We start from the raw sequence: 17,648 nt of genomic DNA, 5'->3' as shown, positions 1-17,648 counted from the left end.
GTGCTGTGCTATATATTCAGTATGTTGTAACTATTATGGTGCAAAATGGCCACTTACGATCTTATTGAACGCTTAAACTCAACCTTCCGCCGGATGGAGCACGCGCTGGCGAAGTTGACGCCCGAGCTACAAAGCTGCCGGTTGCTGGCCGGGCGCGTTTTCTCCCTGCCGGACGTCGCCAAAGGCGCCGAACACGATCCGCTCAACGCTATCGCGGTGAAGCAGCATCTCGGTCAGGAAGCGCTGACGATGGCGCTCCAGCACTATCGTCACCTGTTTATTCAGCAGCAGTCCGAGACCCGCAGCAGCAAGGCCGCCGTGCGCCTGCCGGGGGTGATCTGCCTGCAGAGCGATGCCGCGCACCGGGAGCAACTCGCCGCCCGCATCGCCAGCATTAATGCCTTAAAAGCGGACTTTGAAAAAATCGTTACCGAAGAATCGGGCCTCGCTCCCGCGGCCCGTTTCGAGTGGGTGCACCACCAGCTGCCGGGACTGATAACCCTTAACGCCTATCGCACCCTGACGGTCCTCAATCGCCCCGCCACCCTGCGCTTTGGCTGGGCCAACAAGCACATCATCAAGAATTTCACCCGGGATGAGGTGCTGGAGATGCTGGAGAAAAGCCTGAAATCGCCGCGCGCCCAGGCGCCCTGGTCGCGGGATCAGTGGATTGAGCGGCTGGAGGCAGAGTACACCGCCATCCACGCGCTGCCCGCGGATGCCCGGTTGAAGATCAAGCGGCCAGTGAAGGTGCAGCCCATTGCCCGCGTCTGGTATGCCGGGCAGCAGAAACAGGTGCAGTACGCCTGCCCGACGCCGCTGATCGCCCTGTACGATGCAGACCAGGGGGCGACGATCCCGGACATCGGCGAGCTGCTGAATTACGATGCTGACAACGTTCAGCATCGCTATAAACCGCAGGCGCAGCCGCTGCGCCTGATTATCCCGCGGCTGCACCTGTACGTGGCGGAGTGACTATTTCAGGCTGCCGACCATCTCTTGCGGGCGCACCCAGCTGTCGAACTCGGCCTCGGTGAGATACCCCAGCGCCAGCGCGGAGGCTTTCAGGGTCAGCCCCTCTTTGTGCGCTTTTTTAGCAATTTCTGCCGCCTTGTCGTAGCCGATGTGGGTATTGAGCGCCGTCACCAGCATTAACGACTCGTTGAGCAGCTGGCTGATGCGCTCGCGATTGGGCTCAATGCCCACCGCGCAGTGCTCGTTGAAGCTCTCCATCCCGTCGGCCAGCAGACGCACCGACTGCAGGAAGTTATGGATGACCATCGGACGATAGACGTTAAGCTCAAAGTTTCCCGACGCGCCGCCCATATTCACCGCCACGTCGTTGCCCATCACCTGACAGCAGAGCATGGTCATGGCTTCGCACTGGGTCGGGTTGACCTTGCCCGGCATGATGGAGCTGCCCGGCTCGTTCTCGGGGATGCTGATCTCGCCGATGCCGCAGCGCGGGCCGGAAGCCAGCCAGCGCACGTCGTTGGCAATTTTCATCAGCGAGGCCGCCAGCCCTTTCAGCGCTCCGTGGGCATGCACCAGCGCATCACAGGTGGCCAGCGCTTCGAACTTATTCGGCGCGGTGACAAACGGCTGCCCCGTGATGGAGGCCAGCTCTTCCGCCACACGTACCGCGTATTCGGGATGGGTGTTGAGCCCTGTCCCCACCGCCGTGCCGCCCAGCGCCAGCTCTGCCAGATGCGGCAGGCTGTGGTCGATGTGCCGCAGGTTGTGCTCAAGCATCGCCACCCAGCCGGAGATCTCCTGGCCGAGGGTCAGGGGCGTGGCATCCTGCAGGTGGGTACGGCCGATTTTGACGATATCCGCAAAAGCCTGCGCTTTGTCGTTGAGGGTCTGCTTCAGCACGTTCAGCTGAGGGATCAGCTGTTCGCGCAGGGCAATCAACGCCGCCACGTGCATCGCCGTCGGGAAGACGTCGTTAGAGCTCTGACTTTTGTTGACGTCATCATTCGGGTGGATCTTGCGCTCCATGCCGCGCACCCCGCCGAGCAGTTCGCTGCCGCGGTTCGCCAGCACCTCGTTCATGTTCATATTGCTCTGCGTACCGGAGCCGGTTTGCCAGATGGCGAGCGGGAACTCATCGGGATGCTTGCCCGCCAGCACTTCATCGGCGGCGGTGATGATGGCATGGGCTTTTTCCGCCGCCAGCAGGCCCAAATCCTGATTGACCTTCGCCGCGGCGCGTTTGGTCAACGCCAGCGCCTGGATCAACGAGACCGGCATTTTTTCAGTGGAGATGCGGAAATGTTCCAGCGAACGCTGGGTTTGTGCGCCCCAGAGTTTGTCCTGCGGGACGTCGATGGCACCCATCGAATCTTTCTCACTGCGTGAGGTGGTCATACTTTCTCCTTGATAACAACGAAGTGGGTTGCTCACAGCTCAAAGAAACAAGTATTGATGAGATCGGGGAAACAGTATGGCGCTTTGTGCGCTCTTTTTGTTGCCCGGCGGCGCTGCGCTTGTACGGGCCTACAAGGCCGCCGGGAAATTTATATCTTATTTCACACAGGCCGAACACTGTGAAGACTGGATCTGTTTGAAGAAGTCATTGCCTTTGTCATCCACAAGGATAAACGCCGGGAAGTCTTCCACTTCAATCTTCCAGATAGCCTCCATACCCAGTTCCGGGTACTCCACGCACTCCAGGCTCTTGATGCTGCCCTGCGCCAGCACCGCGGCCGGACCGCCGATACTGCCGAGGTAGAAACCGCCGTGTTTGTGGCAGGCGTCGGTCACCTGCTGGCTGCGGTTACCCTTCGCCAGCATGATCATGCTGCCGCCGTTGGCCTGCAGCTGGTCTACGTAGGAGTCCATACGACCGGCAGTGGTCGGGCCTAAGGAGCCAGATGCATAACCGTCCGGCGTTTTGGCCGGGCCTGCGTAGTAGATCGGGTGATCTTTGATGTACTGCGGCAGCCCTTCGCCGTTATCCAGACGCTCTTTCAGCTTCGCGTGGGCGATATCGCGGCCCACGATGATGGTGCCGTTCAGGGAGAGACGGGTGGAGACCGGGTACTGAGAAAGCTGCGCGAGGATCTCGCTCATCGGACGGTTCAGGTCGACGCGAACCGCTTCCCCCTCGCCCGCTTTACGCAGCGCTTCAGGGATGTATTTACCTGGGTTGTTTTCCAGTTTTTCAATCCAGATGCCGTCGCGGTTGATCTTAGCCTTGATGTTGCGGTCCGCCGAGCAGGAGACGCCCATGCCCACCGGGCAGGAGGCGCCGTGACGTGGCAGACGGATCACGCGGATATCGTGGGCGAAATATTTGCCGCCAAACTGCGCGCCGAGACCGAGGTTCTGCGCTTCCACCAGCAGCTCCTGCTCCAGCTGAACGTCGCGGAACGCCTGGCCGTGCTCGTTACCTTCGGTCGGCAGGCCGTCGTAGTACTTGGTCGAGGCCAGCTTGACGGTTTTCAGGGTGCTTTCTGCCGAGGTGCCACCGATAACAAACGCAATGTGGTACGGCGGACAGGCAGCGGTGCCGAGGGTGCGCATTTTCTCCACCAGGTAGTTCTTCAGCTTGCCCGGCGTCAGCAGCGCTTTGGTCTCCTGGTAGAGGTAAGTTTTGTTGGCAGAACCGCCACCCTTGGCGATACACAGGAATTTGTATTCGTCGCCATCAACGCTGTAAATATCGATCTGTGCCGGCAGGTTGGTGCCGGTATTGACCTCTTTGTACATATCCAGCGCGGCGTTTTGCGAATAGCGCAGGTTATCTTCGACATAGGTGTTATACACCCCGTGCGCCAGGGCGGCTTCATCGCCGCCGCCGGTCCAGACGCGCTGGCCTTTTTTGCCGGTAATAATGGCGGTGCCGGTATCCTGGCAGGTCGGCAGAATGCCTTTGGCTGCGATATCGGAGTTACGCAGGAACTGCAGGGCCACGTATTTGTCGTTTTCACTGGCCTGCGGATCGCTGAGGATGTCCGCTACCTGCTGCTGGTGCGCCGGGCGCAGCATGAACGAGGCATCGTGGAAAGCGTGTTGCGCCAGTAAGGTCAGCGCCTGCGGGTCAACCTTCAGGATCTCCTGTCCTTCAAACTCGGAGACAGAAACGTGGTCGCGGGTTAACAGATAATATTCGGTCTGATCCTTCGCCAGCGGGAAAGGATCCTGGTAATGGAAGGGTTTATTCGACATTGATCTCTCACTTACTGCTTGGGTCTGATTATGTAGAGCAGATGTTCCGCTGCTCGGCTTAAAAGCGAGTTAGCCTATCCTACACAAATTTTTAACAAAAACTGAGACTAGTACGACTTTTTCCGCGCGCAGGTTACTTCCGGGCGGTTTATTGCTTTAATACGGGCAAATAATTCCACCTATGAAACAGGGCTTGATAATGCAAAAACTCATCAACTCAGTGCAGAACTACGCCTGGGGAAGTAAAACTGCGTTAACGGATCTCTACGGTATTGCCAACCCGGACAACCTGCCAATGGCAGAGCTGTGGATGGGGGCGCACCCGAAGAGCAGCTCAAAAATCGAAGACGCACAGGGCGTGCGTTCCCTGCGTGAGGTTATCGATGCCGATAAAGCCACGCTGCTGGGCGGTGCCGTCGCTGAACGTTTCGGCGAACTCCCTTTCCTCTTTAAGGTGCTTTGCGCCGATCAGCCGCTCTCTATTCAGGTTCACCCGAACAAGCAGGCCTCCGAAGAGGGCTTCGCGAAAGAGAACGCCGCCGGTATTCCTTTGGACGCCGCCGAGCGTAACTATAAAGATCCGAACCACAAACCGGAACTGGTCTTCGCCCTGACCCCGTTCCTGGCAATGAATGCCTTCCGCGAGTTCTCTGAGATCGTCTCCCTGCTGCAGCCGGTCGCCGGGGCGCACAGCGCTATTGCCCACTTCCTCGAAAAGCCGGACGCCGATCGCCTGAGCCACCTCTTCGCCAGCCTGCTCAATATGCAGGGCGACGAAAAATCTCGCGCCCTGGCGGTGCTGAAAGCGGCCCTGAACAGCCAGAAAGGTGAACCCTGGGAGACTATCCGCGTTATTTCGGAATTTTACCCGGACGACAGCGGCCTCTTCTCTCCGCTGCTGCTGAACGTGGTGAAACTGGAGCCGGGCGAAGCGATGTTCCTGTTTGCCGAAACGCCGCACGCCTATCTTAAGGGGGTGGCGCTGGAGGTGATGGCGAACTCCGATAACGTGCTGCGGGCGGGGCTGACGCCGAAGTACATCGATATCCCTGAACTGGTGGCTAACGTCAAATTCGTCGCCAAACCGGCCGCGGAGTTACTCACCCAGCCGGTAAAAAATGGCGCAGAGCTGGACTTCCCGATCCCGGTGGATGACTTTGCTTTCTCGCTGCACGATCTCGGCAGCGAAGAAACCCGTATAGCCCAGCAGAGCGCGGCCATTCTGTTCTGCGTTGAGGGCGAAGCCGTGCTGAGCAAGGGCGACGAGCGCCTGGTGCTTAAGCCTGGCGAGTCGGCCTTTATCGCGGCGAATGACTCCCCGGTCAGCGTCAGCGGCGTGGGTCGTCTGGCACGGGTTTTCAACAAGCTTTAGTGACCTGCTGAATTTTTTAACAATTATTGCTAAGCTATTGGTAATCTTATGACCTCACCGGGCGGTTTTCACCGCTCGGTTTCATTTTAGGGATAATCACGATGAAAAAATCGGTTATAGCTGCAGGCGTTATTGTTGCGTTAGGGCTGGTCTGGACGGGCGCAGCCTGGTACACCGGGAAACAGCTGGAGAGTCGTCTGTCAGAGATGGTGGCACAGGCGAACAGTGAACTTAAGCGTACCGCACCGGAAGCCGGGCTGGAGCTGAGCTATCAGGATTATCAGCGAGGCGTATTCAGCAGCCATCTGCAGATGGTGGTTAAGCCCGTTGCCGGCAGCACGAATCCGTGGCTGCAGCCGGGTCAAAGCCTGGTGCTGAATGAAGACGTTGACCACGGCCCGTTCCCGCTGGCCCAGCTGAAAACCTTCAACCTGATCCCTTCTATGGCTTCGGTGAAATCGACGCTGTTTAACAACGAAGCCTCAAAACCGCTGTTCGATCTGGCGAAAAATGAGTCACCTTTCGAGGTCAATACCCGCATCAGCTATGCCGGTGACACCCGTTCCGATATCGCCCTGCAGGCGCTGAATTACGAGAATGGCGACGAAAAAGTGGCGTTCAGCGGCGGTAACTTCCAGCTTGATGCCGATCGCGACGGCAAAAACGTCACCCTGAAAGGCGAAGCGGCGAGCGGCCTGGTTCACGCCGTGAACGAGTACAACCAGAAAGTCCAGCTGACGTTCAATAACCTGAACATCGATGGCAACAGCCGTCTGACCAGCTTTGATGAACGTATTGGCGATCAGAAACTGACGCTCGACAAAATGGCTATCGCCATTGAAGGCAAAGAGATGGCGGTGCTGGAAGGGACGGATCTCAAAGCCACCGCGGATCTGTCCAAAGATGGCAAGAGCATCAACAGCCAGCTGGATTACAGCCTGAAGAGCCTGAAAGTGCAGAATCAGGACATGGGCGCCGGCAAGCTGACGTTGAAAATCGGCAATATCGATGGTCAGGCGTGGCACCAGTTCAGCCAGCAGTATCGCGCCCAGAGCCAGGCATTGCTGGCAGATAAAGAGCTGATGACCAATAACCCGGCGCTCTATCAGCAGAAAGTGGCCGAGGCGTTCTTTGGTAATCTGCCGATCCTTCTCAAAGGCGAGCCGGTGATAACGCTTGCCCCGCTGAGCTGGAAAAACAGCAAAGGCGAAACCAACTTCAACCTGTCACTGTTCATGAAAGATCCGGCCACCGCGACGGGCGAAGCCCAGACGCTGGCCCAGGAAGTGGACCGCAGCGTGAAATCCCTGGAGAGCAAGCTGACTATCCCAATGGACATGGCCACCGAGTTCATGACCCAGATTGCGAAACTGGAAGGCTACAACGAGGATGACGCCGGCAAGCTGGCCAGCCAGCAGGTTAAAGGCCTGGCGGCGATGGGACAGATGTTCCGCATCACCACCGTGGAAGATAACGTCATCAGCACCAGCCTGCAGTACAGCAATGGTCAGGTAACCCTGAACGGACAAAAAATGCCGCTGGAAGAGTTCGTCGGCATGTTCGGCGTACCGGCCCTGAACCTGGCGGTACCGGAAGAGCCTGCAGCACCGCCAGCACCTTCCGCTCCGGCAGCCCCTGCGGTTCCTCAGCAGTAACGGTAAAACCCCTCTCCTGAGGGGTTTTTTATTACCTCTTATCCTCTCCAGCCGGTAAGGAAATCCAGCAGCAGGGCGTTGACCTTCTCCGGCTGCTCCTCCTGCGGCAGATGGCCGCACTCCTCAATGGCATAAGCTCTGAGATCGTCCGCCATTTCCGCCCAGACGCTTTGCATGTCAAACAGCTTCCCGACGGCGTGAAAATCATTACCCCACAGCGACATCACCGGACAGGCAATTTTGACGTCAGCGTCGGCAAGATCCTGGGCCACGTCCTCCGCGTTAGCGCGATAATCCGCCATAGCTCCGCGCACGGCACCGGGGGCCTGATACGCACGGACATAGGTATCAAAGGCCTCGCCGCTGATGGCAGAGGGATCAAACGTCCAGTCCGAGAAGAAGTGCCGCAGCCAGATATGCTCCCGACCGGCAATCAGGGCTTCCGGCAGATCGGGCACCAGATGAAACAGAAAGAACCAGTACGCCCGGGCGATGTCGGCATTCAGATCACGCGCAACGATACGCGTGGGGACGTTGTCCATCACCACCAGGCGGTCCACCAGCTCCGGATAATCTTTCGCAAAACGGGTTGCGACACGCGCCCCGCGATCGTGCCCCACCAGCACCACTTTCTCCAGCCCCAGCGCGCGCATCAGCTCCCGGATATCTCGCGCCATGTTGCGTTTATCGTAGCCGGAGACGGGTTTATCGGTTTCGCCGTACCCGCGCAAATCCGGGGCAATCACCCGGTAATGTTTTGACAGGACGGGCATCTGGTAGCGCCAGGCATAGTTGGTTTCCGGAAAACCGTGCAGAAGGATAACCGGCGCGCCTTCGCCCTCTTCCACCACATACTGCCGGATACCGTTAGCCATAAGGGTATAACTTTTCATTTTTGTTCCCTCGCCTTATTTCAGCAGTGGCACATCGGCCGCACGCTGCCAGGGGCCGTAGTTCACCGGGTTCCAGCTATAACCCTGCGGGTTTGCGGAGAGTTGCCCTATGCCCGGAAAAGCCAGATGCGCCGCCGCCAGCCACTCGCCATCTTTCGCCAGGGCGTTAAATTCTTTTTCACGGGACGACGCGGCTTTCTTCGCGTCCACGTCAAAGCGGATTGTCACTTCAGGGTGCGGGAACTGCACGGCGGGGGCGTGGATCAAATCGCCAATGAAGTTAACGGCCTTCCCTTGAGAAGCAAAACGATAGAGGGTGCTGCCAGGGGTGTGACCGGTGGCATAGGCGGTCTGAACCTCCGGAATGGGCGAGGCGGGCGGCACAAAGGTTTTCAGTCTTCCGGCCGCCTTATAGGCTGCCAGGGCATTCCGGGCGATAGCGAAATACTCCTTCGCATTCGCCGGCGCGCGGGCTTCGTTCGCCGGATCCAGCCAGTAGTCGGCTTCACCCTGCGGCACGTAAACCGTGGCATTGGGGAACAGCGCTTTACCGGCGGTATCGCTCAGACCGCACACGTGATCCAGGTGAAGATGCGTCAGGAAGATGGTGTCAACCTGCTCAGGGCGATACCCGGATGCAGTCATATTGGGGATGAGCTGCCCCGCCGTTTGTGGCACACAGTGGCCCGCCCCGCTGTCAATCATCACCAGATGCTTCCCGGTATTCACCAGGAAAGCGTTAAAGGAGGTGGGCATGCGTTCTGCATCGATCTTATGTTGCGCCAGCAACTCGCTTATTTTGCTGGCTGGCAGCCCTTTTAATAATGACGGCGAGAGATCGTTGTAGCCGTCGAACAGCGCCGTGACTTCATAGGCCCCGACAGCCAGGCGGTAATATCCCGGCACCTGCTGTTTAATCTGGGCGGGCGCGTCCGCCAGGACGGCGCTCGCCACAAACAGGCTGCTGAGGGCTAACGCTGCGGTCATCTTTTTCATCTTCACTCCCAATTCACCGTTAATCTGAATGTGAAGTGACTATGGCGCTATAACGATAAATAGTGTAGATGTGTAATTTGTTAGGCCAGCATAACGAGAAACGAGATAATGAGACTGGAAGAGGTAGAAGTGTTCGTGGAAGCGATCAAGGCGGGTAGCCTGGCGGGTGCCGCGCGTCGGCTATCGATGAGCGCCATGGCGGCTTCGCGGTGCCTGAATAATCTGGAGGCGGAGCTAGGGGTCCGGCTGGTGCACCGCACCACGCGCTCCCTTTCCCCCACCAGCGACGGCGCGGTTTTTTTGCCCCATGCCCAGGCGCTGCTGGAGGATAAAACCAATGCCCTTGCCGACCTCTTTCCCGATGGCACGCACCTTTCCGGTCGGCTGCGCATCACCGCCTCGGCGGCGTTTGGGCGTAAGATCATCGCCCCGATGCTGCCCGACTTTATGCGCCAGCATCCCGCCCTGCAGGTGGATCTGCTCGCCACCGATGAGCAGATTGATATTGTCGCCAGAGGAATCGACGTGGCGTTGCGTATCGCGCCGCTGCGGGACAACCGTCTGGTGGCGCATCACCTCTGTGATAACCCCCGCGACCTGTGTGCCAGCCCGGAGTATCTGGCGGCGAACGGCTATCCGAAAACCCTCAGCGAGCTGGCGGCGCACGGCTGCTTAACCACCTCCGACACGACCCACTGGACCTTTGACCAGGGCGGGCAGCGCAGCAAACAGAAAGTCTCCGGGCGATTTTCAGCCAATTCCATTGAGGCGATCTTTGAGGCGTGTCTGGGGGGAATGGGTATCGCCAACCTCTCACGCTGGTACGTTGAGCCCGCCTTCGCCACGGGCCAGCTTGAGCGAATTGTGCTGGAGGATGCCCAACCGGAGGCCCTGGCCGTCTGGGCCGTGTATCCCACGTCGCGGCTGATCCCCGCTAAGGTGCGCAAATTTGTTGAGGCGCTTGAGGCGCGGCTGGTACTTAACCCGCTCACGCCATAAACCCGATACTACTTCACCGTCACCAGCCGGGCCGGGACAATCTGGTGTCCGGCCTGCACGTCGGATTTTTCAATGCGCTGCATAATGCGGTCTGCCAGCGTATAACCCATTTCGCGCGCGGGGGTCGTGGCCCAGACGATGGGCAGATCGTCGAGGGCGTTCTCTGACACATCCGCAAAGGCGCCGAGCGCCACCTGATGACCAAAGAAGGTTTCCACTCCGCCTTCCCCGCTCTGGCGTCCGGCACGGATCAGGCCAAACCAGGCCCCCATGGCGATGACGTCGTTGTAGCAGATCACGGCGCTGATGGTCGGGCTGGCGCGCAGCAGCGCGTTTATCGCCTCTGCGGCCTGCTTCTGGCTGGATCCACACTCCACAACCCATTCACTGTGGAACGGCAGCCCATATTTAATCAGGGTCGCGCAGTAGCCCCCCACCCGTTCGGCGCGGGTCAGGGAGGAGCTTTGACCGCCCAGCCAGGCGATGCGCTGATGGCCGCGATGAATAAGATGTTCGGTCAGCATTTGTGCCGCCTGCATGTTGTCCGGGCGCAGGGTATCCGCTTCGTCCAGATAGCTGGCGCGGGAGGCAAACACCAGCGGAACGCCCTTCCGGGCGGCCCGCTCGCACAGTTCATTACTCACCCCGGACGCGCCGGCGACGATCACCCCGTCAACCCCCTGGGTCAACAGCATGTCGAGGCGCTGGAGCAGCTGGTCGGCCTCGCGTCCCCCGGCCAGCAAAAAGACCATCCGCCCCTGGGCTTCCAGCGCTTCCGTCAGGCCTGCGGTGAGCTCGGCATAAAACGGCGACGTGAGGTCGCGGACGATCAGGCCAATCACCCCACTTTGCCCACCCCGCAGGGCCGATGCCTGGCGATTACGGACAAATCCCAGCTGTTCAACCGCCTCGTTGACGCGCTGACCCGTTGCGGGGGAGATGCGTCCTTTACCGCTCAGCACCAGTGAAACCGTGCTGACGGAAACGCCCGCCGCCAGCGCGACGTCGTTAATGGTGATCTTTTTCGCTTCAGCCATGTGTTGGCGTGACTCCCTGATAATGAGATCGGTAAAACGTTTTATCAATACGTTCTCTTTATACCCTCTGCTAATGCCTGAGAATGTGATTTAGCGCGCACTAAACTTTGATAAAACGTTTTATCTTCTCGCAGCACTGAGGCAGATAAACTTATTCTAACCATAAAGGAGTCGTTTTATGACGGCGAAAGCAGCACAAAAAATCTCGCTGTGGGAGTTTTTCCAGCAACTGGGTAAAACCTTTATGCTGCCCGTGGCTCTGCTCTCCTTCTGCGGGATCATGCTGGGGATCGGCAGCTCGCTCAGCAGCCACGATGTCATTACCCTGATCCCGGCGCTGGGGAACCCTGTGCTGCAGGCGATCTTCATCTGGATGAGCAAGGTCGGCTCCTTTGCCTTTAGCTTCCTGCCGGTGATGTTCTGTATCGCTATCCCCCTGGGTCTGGCCCGCGAAAACAAAGGCGTGGCGGCGTTTGCCGGTTTCGTTGGCTACGCGGTGATGAACCTGGCGGTTAACTTCTGGCTGACCGCAAAAGGCATTCTGCCGACGACCGACGCGGCGGTACTGAAAGCCAACAACATCCAGAGCGTGATCGGTATTCAGTCCATTGATACCGGGATCCTCGGGGCGGTGATCGCGGGGGTGATCATCTGGATGCTGCACGAACGCTTCCACAATATTCGCCTGCCCGACGCGCTGGCCTTCTTCGGCGGCACCCGCTTTGTGCCGATTATCACTCTCGTGGTGATGGGTCTGTTTGGTCTGGTGATCCCGCTGATTTGGCCGATCTTCGCCATGGGGATTACCGGCATTGGCCGTATCATCAACAGTGCCGGTGATTTTGGCCCGATGATCTTCGGCACCGGCGAGCGTCTGCTGCTGCCGTTTGGGCTTCAGCATATTCTTGTTGCCCTGATCCGCTTCACGGAAGCGGGCGGCACAATGGATGTGTGCGGTCACGATGTCAGCGGCGCGCTGACCATCTTCCAGGCGCAGCTGAGCTGCCCGACAACCCACGGCTTCTCCGAGAGCGCCACCCGCTTCCTCTCCCAGGGTAAAATGCCGGCCTTCCTCGGCGGCCTGCCGGGTGCGGCGCTGGCGATGTATCACTGCGCCCGTCCGGAAAACCGTCATAAGATTAAAGGCCTGCTGATCTCCGGCGTTATCGCCTGCGTGGTGGGCGGTACTACCGAGCCTATCGAATTCCTGTTCCTGTTCGTCGCCCCGGTGCTGTATCTGATTCACGCCGTGCTGACCGGCCTGGGCTTCACCACCATGGCGGTGCTGGGCGTAACCATCGGCAATACCGACGGCAACGTCATCGATTTTGTGGTGTTCGGCATCCTGCACGGCCTGTCCACCAAGTGGTACCTGGTACCGGTGGTAGCCGCTATCTGGTTTGCGGTGTACTACGGAATCTTCCGCTTCGCCATTACCCGCTTTAACCTGAAAACCCCGGGACGCGATGTTGATACCGCGGCAAACGTGGAACAGGCGGTGGCAGGCGTGACCGGCAAATCCGGCTACAATACGCCAGCGATCCTCGCGGCGCTGGGCGGTGCGGATAACATCACCTCGCTGGACAACTGCATTACCCGCCTGCGTCTGTCGGTGGCGGATATGTCCAAAGTGGATACCAATGCCCTGAAGGCCAACCGCGCCATCGGCGTGGTGCAACTTAACCAGCACAATTTGCAGGTGGTGATCGGCCCGCAGGTACAGTCAGTGAAAGATGAGCTGGCGACCCTGATGCGTACAGTAGAAGCCTGATGCCTCAGCCCCCTCACCTGAGGGGGTTTTCTTTTAAGGACACGTTATGTTTGATTTTTCAGCCGTCGTGGATCGTCACGGCACCTGGTGTACCCAGTGGGACTATATTGCGGACCGCTTCGGGGCCGCCGATCTGCTGCCGTTTACCATCTCGGACATGGATTTCGCCACCGCCCCCTGCATCATCGACGCCCTGCAGTCGCGCATCGGCCACGGCGTCTTTGGCTATAGCCGCTGGAAAAACGATGAATTTCTTGCCGCGGTGGCGCACTGGTTCCATCAGCGTTTCAACAGCCTCATCGACACTGACGCCATCGTCTATGGCCCGTCGGTGATCTATATGGTGTCGGAGCTGATCCGCCAGTGGTCAGCTGCGGGGGACGGCGTGGTGATCCACACCCCGGCCTACGACGCATTCTACAATGCCGTTGCGGGCAATGACCGTCAGGTAGTTTCTGTGGGGCTGCATAAAACCGCTACGGGATGGCAGTGCGACATGGCTGAACTGGAAGCGGTGCTGGCCCAGCCGCAGAACAAAATTTTGCTGCTTTGCAGCCCGCACAACCCCACCGGCAAGGTCTGGAGCCGGGAGGAGCTGAACACCATGGCTGAACTGTGCGCACGCCACGGCGTGGCGGTGATCAGCGATGAGATCCATATGGATATGGTCTGGGGCAACAACCGACATACCCCCTGGTGCGAAGTGGCCCGCGGTAAATGGGCTCTGCTGACCTCCGGCTCCAAGAGCTTTAACATTCCCGCCCTCACCGGGGCTTACGGGGTGATCGGCGACGAGGCCAGCCGCACGGCCTATCTGCAGGCGCTTAAAGGGCGCGACGGGCTCTCTTCGCCCTCGGTGCTGGCACTGGTGGCGCATATTGCCGCGTATGAGCAGGGTGAAACCTGGCTGGATGCGCTGCGCGGTTATCTGGAGGCGAACCTGCAGTATGTGGCCGACAGGCTCAATGCCGCCTTACCGACGTTAAACTGGCAAGTGCCGGAGGCGACCTACCTGGCATGGGTGGATCTTCGTCCACTCAATATCGACGATCGCGCGCTGCAAAAAGTGCTGATTGAGCAGCAAAAAGTGGCCATTATGCCGGGTTATACCTACGGCGAAGAGGGTAACGGCTTTATCCGCCTCAACGCCGGATGCCCGCGCAGCAAGCTGGAGCAAGGCGTCGAACGCCTGATTGCCGGAATCAACGCCCTGCGGTGATTTGTTGCGCAACGGATATTTATTTTGCGCAATTAGCTTTTTCACCTGTTTTGTTTTTATAATGGGTCGCACTTCTATTAATAAAGAGTGCGACCATGATTGATACCACCCTCCCGCTAACTGACGTTCACCGCCACCTTGACGGCAACATCCGCGCCCAGACCATTCTGGACCTTGGTCGTCAGTATAATTTAACCCTGCCCGCGCAAACCCTTGAGACACTCATCCCGCATGTGCAGGTTACGGAAAACGAGCCGGATCTGGTCAGCTTTTTAAGCAAACTCGACTGGGGGGTAAAAGTTCTCGCCTCGCTGGACGCCTGCCGCCGCGTCGCCTTTGAAAATATCGAAGATGCCGCGCGTAACGGCCTGCACTACGTTGAGCTGCGTTTCTCGCCGGGCTATATGGCGATGAACCATAACTTGCCGGTCGAAGGTGTGGTGGAGGCGGTGATCGCAGGCGTTCGCGAAGGGTGCAAGACCTTTAACGTGGAAGCACGCCTGATTGGCATTATGAGCCGTACCTTTGGCGAAGCCGCCTGCCTGCAGGAGCTCGAGGCGCTGCTGGCGCACCGGGACGGTATCGTTGCGGTGGATCTGGCAGGCGACGAACTGGGCTTCCCGGGGAGCCTGTTCCTCTCCCACTTCAACCGCGCCCGCGATGCGGGCTGGCACATCACCGTGCATGCCGGTGAAGCGGCGGGGCCGGAGAGTATCTGGCAGGCCATTCGTGAACTGGGCGCCGGGCGAATCGGGCATGGGGTGAAGGCGGTAGAAGACAGAGCCCTGATGGACTTTCTGGCCGAGCAGCGCATCGGGATCGAATCCTGTCTGACCTCCAACATCCAGACCAGCACCGTGGCGACGCTGGCGCACCATCCCCTGAAAACGTTCCTTGAGCATGGGGTGATGGCGTCGCTGAATACCGACGACCCGGCGGTTCAGGGGGTGGATATCATTCACGAGTACAATGTGGCCGCTCCGCTGGCAGGACTGAGCCGGGAGCAGATCCGCCAGGCGCAGATCAATGGTCTGGAGATGGCATTTTTAACGCCAGCAGAGAAGCAGGCGCTGCGCGACAAGGTTGCACGCGGATAAGAGAACGCCCGGCACCGCCGGGCGTTATTTTTATGCCAGACAGAGGGTCGCGCGATGTTTCGCGGACTCTATACCCAGCTCAATCAGTTCCATAATCTGAATCGCCTGACTTGCCGGAACCGGGTTTTCCCCGTCACCGTTCAGGGCATCGCGGATACCGGCGTAATAGGCCGGATAGTTACCCGGCAGGGTCAGCCAGGTCTCCTCCACGCGCTCTTCGCCTTCAACGCGGGTCAGCACGCCATCACGCATATCGTAGCCCCAGTCTTCCTGCGGCAGACGTTCGCCGTTTTTCAGACGATCTTCCTGCGGGTCGAGACCAAACTTCACGTAGCTGCCGCGGGTACCATGGACGATATAACGGGCGGATTCCGCCGCGGCCATCATGGTGCCGTGCAGCACTACGCGACGCTGCGGGTAGCTGAGCACCGCGTGGAAGTAGTCCGTCGCCTGCGCGCCAGGGCGCAGCTGGGCAAGATCGACGTTCAGGCTCACCGGCAGTCCGAACAGGTTGACGGCCTGGTCGAGAAGATGCGGAGCCAGATCGTACCAGATGCCGCTGCCCGGCCCCGCCAGCTCACGCCAGCGGTTACGCACCTGCGGACGGAAACGGTCGAAATGGGACTCAAAGAACGCCACTTCCCCGAGGGAACCGTCGGCAATCAGCGCCTTAACGGTAAGGAAGTCGCTGTCCCAACGGCGGTTGTGGAAGACGGAGAGCAGTTTACCCAGGCTTTTCGCCAGCGCATCCAGCTCGCGAGCCTGTGACAACGTCACGGTGAAGGGCTTATCCACCACCACATGCTTGCCCGCTTCCAGGGCGGCTTTTGCCAGCGGGAAATGGGTATCGTTTGGTGTCGGGATAACGATCAGGTCGATATTCGGATCGTTAAACAGATGCTTCGGCTCGGAAACTACCGGCACGGTTGGCCAGTCGGCGTGGACCTTCGTCGCATCGCTACTGGAAATTGCTGCCAGCTCCATCCCCGGGGTGCCATCAATCAGCGGGGCATGAAATGTTTTACTCGCATAACCATAACCTATTAATCCAACACGGATTTTGTCGCTCATGAAATCGCCTCTCATCTTTTGACATCTCTATTTCACACCATCTCCTCTCGCCTCACAATAGATTAATCTGGCGCGTCTCCCCTAAAACAATACAAGCAATCAGTTATTTCTGATTAACAATTATAACTCGCTGAATACAATCGCAAAACATCAATGCAAAGCGCTTGCCGGAAGGCAGAGTGCGCTGTAAAATTCTGAATCTGTATTTATGGATAAAACAAATAACGAATCATGACGACAATAATTAATCGAATTATCGAGTTAGCAGGGTGGATTGTGCTGGGCGTGTCGGTGATACTGCTCGGCGTGGCCAGCCATATTGATAACTACCAGCCGCCAGAACCGGTCAATACGGTCAATCACGGCAAGCCTCATGCACTGATCAAAAATAGTGACATATGATGTCAGTTGCGTATTGCCAGCCGTCATGAACAGCGTTAACCTTCTTCGCCAGGCGTCGACCGACGCCTGATTTCGTCAGCAAAGAATATTCTTATTTTTACCGCTGCGTTTCTGCAAAACGTTTACGTCTTTTTTGAACCGTTTATTATTCGACCGAATTACTTCTTTGGCATTACTCACTCTTATATGGAAAATTATTAAAATGACAGTTCAGGACTATTTATTAAAGTTTCGCAAAATTAATTCCCTTGAAAGCCTGGAAAAGCTGTTTGATCATCTGAATTATACCCTGAACGATAATCAGGAGATTATCAGCATGTACCGCGCCGCCGATCACCGTCGCGCAGAGCTGGTCTCCGGCGGACGCCTGTTTAACATCGGTGAAGTGCCAAAGTCCGTGTGGCGTTACGTGCTCTAAAAGGATACCCATTCCCCGGAAATGTTATATACTCTCGCCCCTGCTAAATTGCGGTTCGCGCTTTAATGACTTCGGGAGAGAACATGACCACAACGGCTGGAGAAAAAATTGGCGGCTGGTTACTTGCTCCGCTTGCCTGGCTGCTGGTTGCATTATTAAGTGCCTCGCTGGCGCTGGTACTTTACTCTACTGCATTAATTACGCCGCACGCGTTAAAAACGCTCGGTGCGCAAAATACGACTGCTATTGTCATGTGGTTTATTTCTTTCGCCTTTGCGATAGCCATGTGGTACTACACGCTGTGGCTGACCATTGCGTTTTTCAAACGTCGCCGCAGCGTGCCTAAGCACTATATTATCTGGCTGCTGGTCTCCGTATTGCTGGCTGTTAAAGCCTTCGCGTTTTCGCCCGTATCCGATGCGCTGGCAGTAAGACAACTCTTCTTCCCACTGCTGGTGACTGCGCTGTTCGTGCCCTACTTTAAGCGCTCGGCACGCGTGAAGAACACCTTTGTGAACCCGTAATAACCTTACAGTTAACCTGTT

General features: G+C 58.0%; 16 protein-coding genes. 10 read left to right on the top strand and 6 right to left on the bottom strand.

Annotation, left to right across the window (positions count from 1 at the left end):
* Nucleotides 1-45: 45 nt before the first annotated feature.
* Entirely contained in the window at nt 46-975 is a 930-nt protein-coding gene (tus, locus tag NB069_RS09830) for a DNA replication terminus site-binding protein (RefSeq protein WP_250589168.1), read from the top strand.
* On the opposite strand, the gene fumC is transcribed toward tus, so the two are convergent.
* Both fumC and fumA read right to left on the bottom strand, forming a co-directional pair.
* Nucleotides 976-2,370, bottom strand: coding sequence for a class II fumarate hydratase (gene fumC, locus NB069_RS09825; RefSeq protein ID WP_250589167.1), 1,395 nt, complete (start codon nt 2,368-2,370; stop codon nt 976-978).
* A gap of 156 nt (nt 2,371-2,526) precedes the next feature.
* On the bottom strand, nt 2,527-4,173 hold the full coding sequence (fumA, locus tag NB069_RS09820) for a class I fumarate hydratase FumA (RefSeq protein ID WP_250589166.1): 1,647 nt from the start codon (nt 4,171-4,173) through the stop codon (nt 2,527-2,529).
* A gap of 199 nt (nt 4,174-4,372) precedes the next feature.
* On the opposite strand from fumA, the gene manA reads away from it, so the two are divergent.
* Nucleotides 4,373-5,545, top strand: a complete 1,173-nt coding sequence (manA, locus tag NB069_RS09815) for a mannose-6-phosphate isomerase (protein WP_250589165.1) — start codon at nt 4,373-4,375, stop codon at nt 5,543-5,545.
* Nucleotides 5,546-5,646: 101 nt separating this feature from the next.
* The gene (locus NB069_RS09810; protein ID WP_250589164.1) at nt 5,647-7,200 is read left to right on the top strand and encodes a YdgA family protein; all 1,554 of its coding nucleotides are present in this window, start codon (nt 5,647-5,649) and stop codon (nt 7,198-7,200) included.
* 38 nt (nt 7,201-7,238) lie between these two features.
* On the opposite strand, the gene NB069_RS09805 is transcribed toward NB069_RS09810, so the two are convergent.
* Both NB069_RS09805 and NB069_RS09800 read right to left on the bottom strand, forming a co-directional pair.
* Nucleotides 7,239-8,093, bottom strand: a complete 855-nt coding sequence (locus NB069_RS09805) for an alpha/beta fold hydrolase (protein ID WP_250589163.1) — start codon at nt 8,091-8,093, stop codon at nt 7,239-7,241.
* 15 nt (nt 8,094-8,108) lie between these two features.
* Complete coding sequence (locus tag NB069_RS09800) at nt 8,109-9,089, bottom strand: MBL fold metallo-hydrolase (RefSeq protein ID WP_250589162.1); 981 nt, start codon at nt 9,087-9,089, stop codon at nt 8,109-8,111.
* Nucleotides 9,090-9,197: 108 nt separating this feature from the next.
* Between NB069_RS09800 and NB069_RS09795 the strand changes: the two genes are divergently transcribed.
* On the top strand, nt 9,198-10,088 hold the full coding sequence (locus NB069_RS09795) for a LysR family transcriptional regulator (protein WP_250589161.1): 891 nt from the start codon (nt 9,198-9,200) through the stop codon (nt 10,086-10,088).
* Between the two features lie 8 nt (nt 10,089-10,096).
* On the opposite strand, the gene NB069_RS09790 is transcribed toward NB069_RS09795, so the two are convergent.
* The gene (locus NB069_RS09790; RefSeq protein ID WP_250589160.1) at nt 10,097-11,125 is read right to left on the bottom strand and encodes a Mal regulon transcriptional regulator MalI; all 1,029 of its coding nucleotides are present in this window, start codon (nt 11,123-11,125) and stop codon (nt 10,097-10,099) included.
* Between the two features lie 178 nt (nt 11,126-11,303).
* Here NB069_RS09790 and malX point away from each other — a divergent pair, with 178 nt between their 5' ends.
* The 3 genes from malX (at nt 11,304) to add (ending at nt 15,212) form a co-directional block, all read left to right on the top strand.
* The gene (gene malX / locus NB069_RS09785; protein ID WP_250589159.1) at nt 11,304-12,896 is read left to right on the top strand and encodes a maltose/glucose-specific PTS transporter subunit IIBC; all 1,593 of its coding nucleotides are present in this window, start codon (nt 11,304-11,306) and stop codon (nt 12,894-12,896) included.
* A gap of 46 nt (nt 12,897-12,942) precedes the next feature.
* Nucleotides 12,943-14,115, top strand: coding sequence for a MalY/PatB family protein (locus NB069_RS09780; protein ID WP_250589158.1), 1,173 nt, complete (start codon nt 12,943-12,945; stop codon nt 14,113-14,115).
* A gap of 95 nt (nt 14,116-14,210) precedes the next feature.
* Nucleotides 14,211-15,212, top strand: a complete 1,002-nt coding sequence (add, locus tag NB069_RS09775) for an adenosine deaminase (RefSeq protein ID WP_250589157.1) — start codon at nt 14,211-14,213, stop codon at nt 15,210-15,212.
* Between the two features lie 30 nt (nt 15,213-15,242).
* Here add and NB069_RS09770 read toward each other — a convergent pair whose 3' ends face one another.
* Complete coding sequence (locus tag NB069_RS09770; RefSeq protein WP_250589156.1) at nt 15,243-16,283, bottom strand: oxidoreductase; 1,041 nt, start codon at nt 16,281-16,283, stop codon at nt 15,243-15,245.
* 243 nt (nt 16,284-16,526) lie between these two features.
* On the opposite strand from NB069_RS09770, the gene blr reads away from it, so the two are divergent.
* The 3 genes from blr to NB069_RS09755 all read left to right on the top strand — a co-directional run bounded on the left by blr (nt 16,527) and on the right by NB069_RS09755 (nt 17,627).
* Nucleotides 16,527-16,685: a division septum protein Blr gene (blr, locus tag NB069_RS22610; RefSeq protein WP_434543624.1), complete on the top strand. Its 159-nt coding sequence runs from the start codon at nt 16,527-16,529 to the stop codon at nt 16,683-16,685.
* Between the two features lie 202 nt (nt 16,686-16,887).
* The gene (gene ydgT / locus NB069_RS09760; RefSeq protein WP_250589155.1) at nt 16,888-17,103 is read left to right on the top strand and encodes a transcription modulator YdgT; all 216 of its coding nucleotides are present in this window, start codon (nt 16,888-16,890) and stop codon (nt 17,101-17,103) included.
* An 83-nt stretch (nt 17,104-17,186) separates the two neighbouring features.
* The gene (locus tag NB069_RS09755; protein WP_250589154.1) at nt 17,187-17,627 is read left to right on the top strand and encodes a DUF2569 domain-containing protein; all 441 of its coding nucleotides are present in this window, start codon (nt 17,187-17,189) and stop codon (nt 17,625-17,627) included.
* The last annotated feature ends 21 nt before the right edge of the window (nt 17,628-17,648 follow it).

This window comes from Leclercia adecarboxylata (assembly GCF_023639785.1).
GTDB lineage: Bacteria > Pseudomonadota > Gammaproteobacteria > Enterobacterales > Enterobacteriaceae > Enterobacter > Enterobacter adecarboxylatus_D.
Note: the sequence above shows the minus strand (reverse complement) of the source record. Positions and strands in the feature narration are given on the sequence as shown.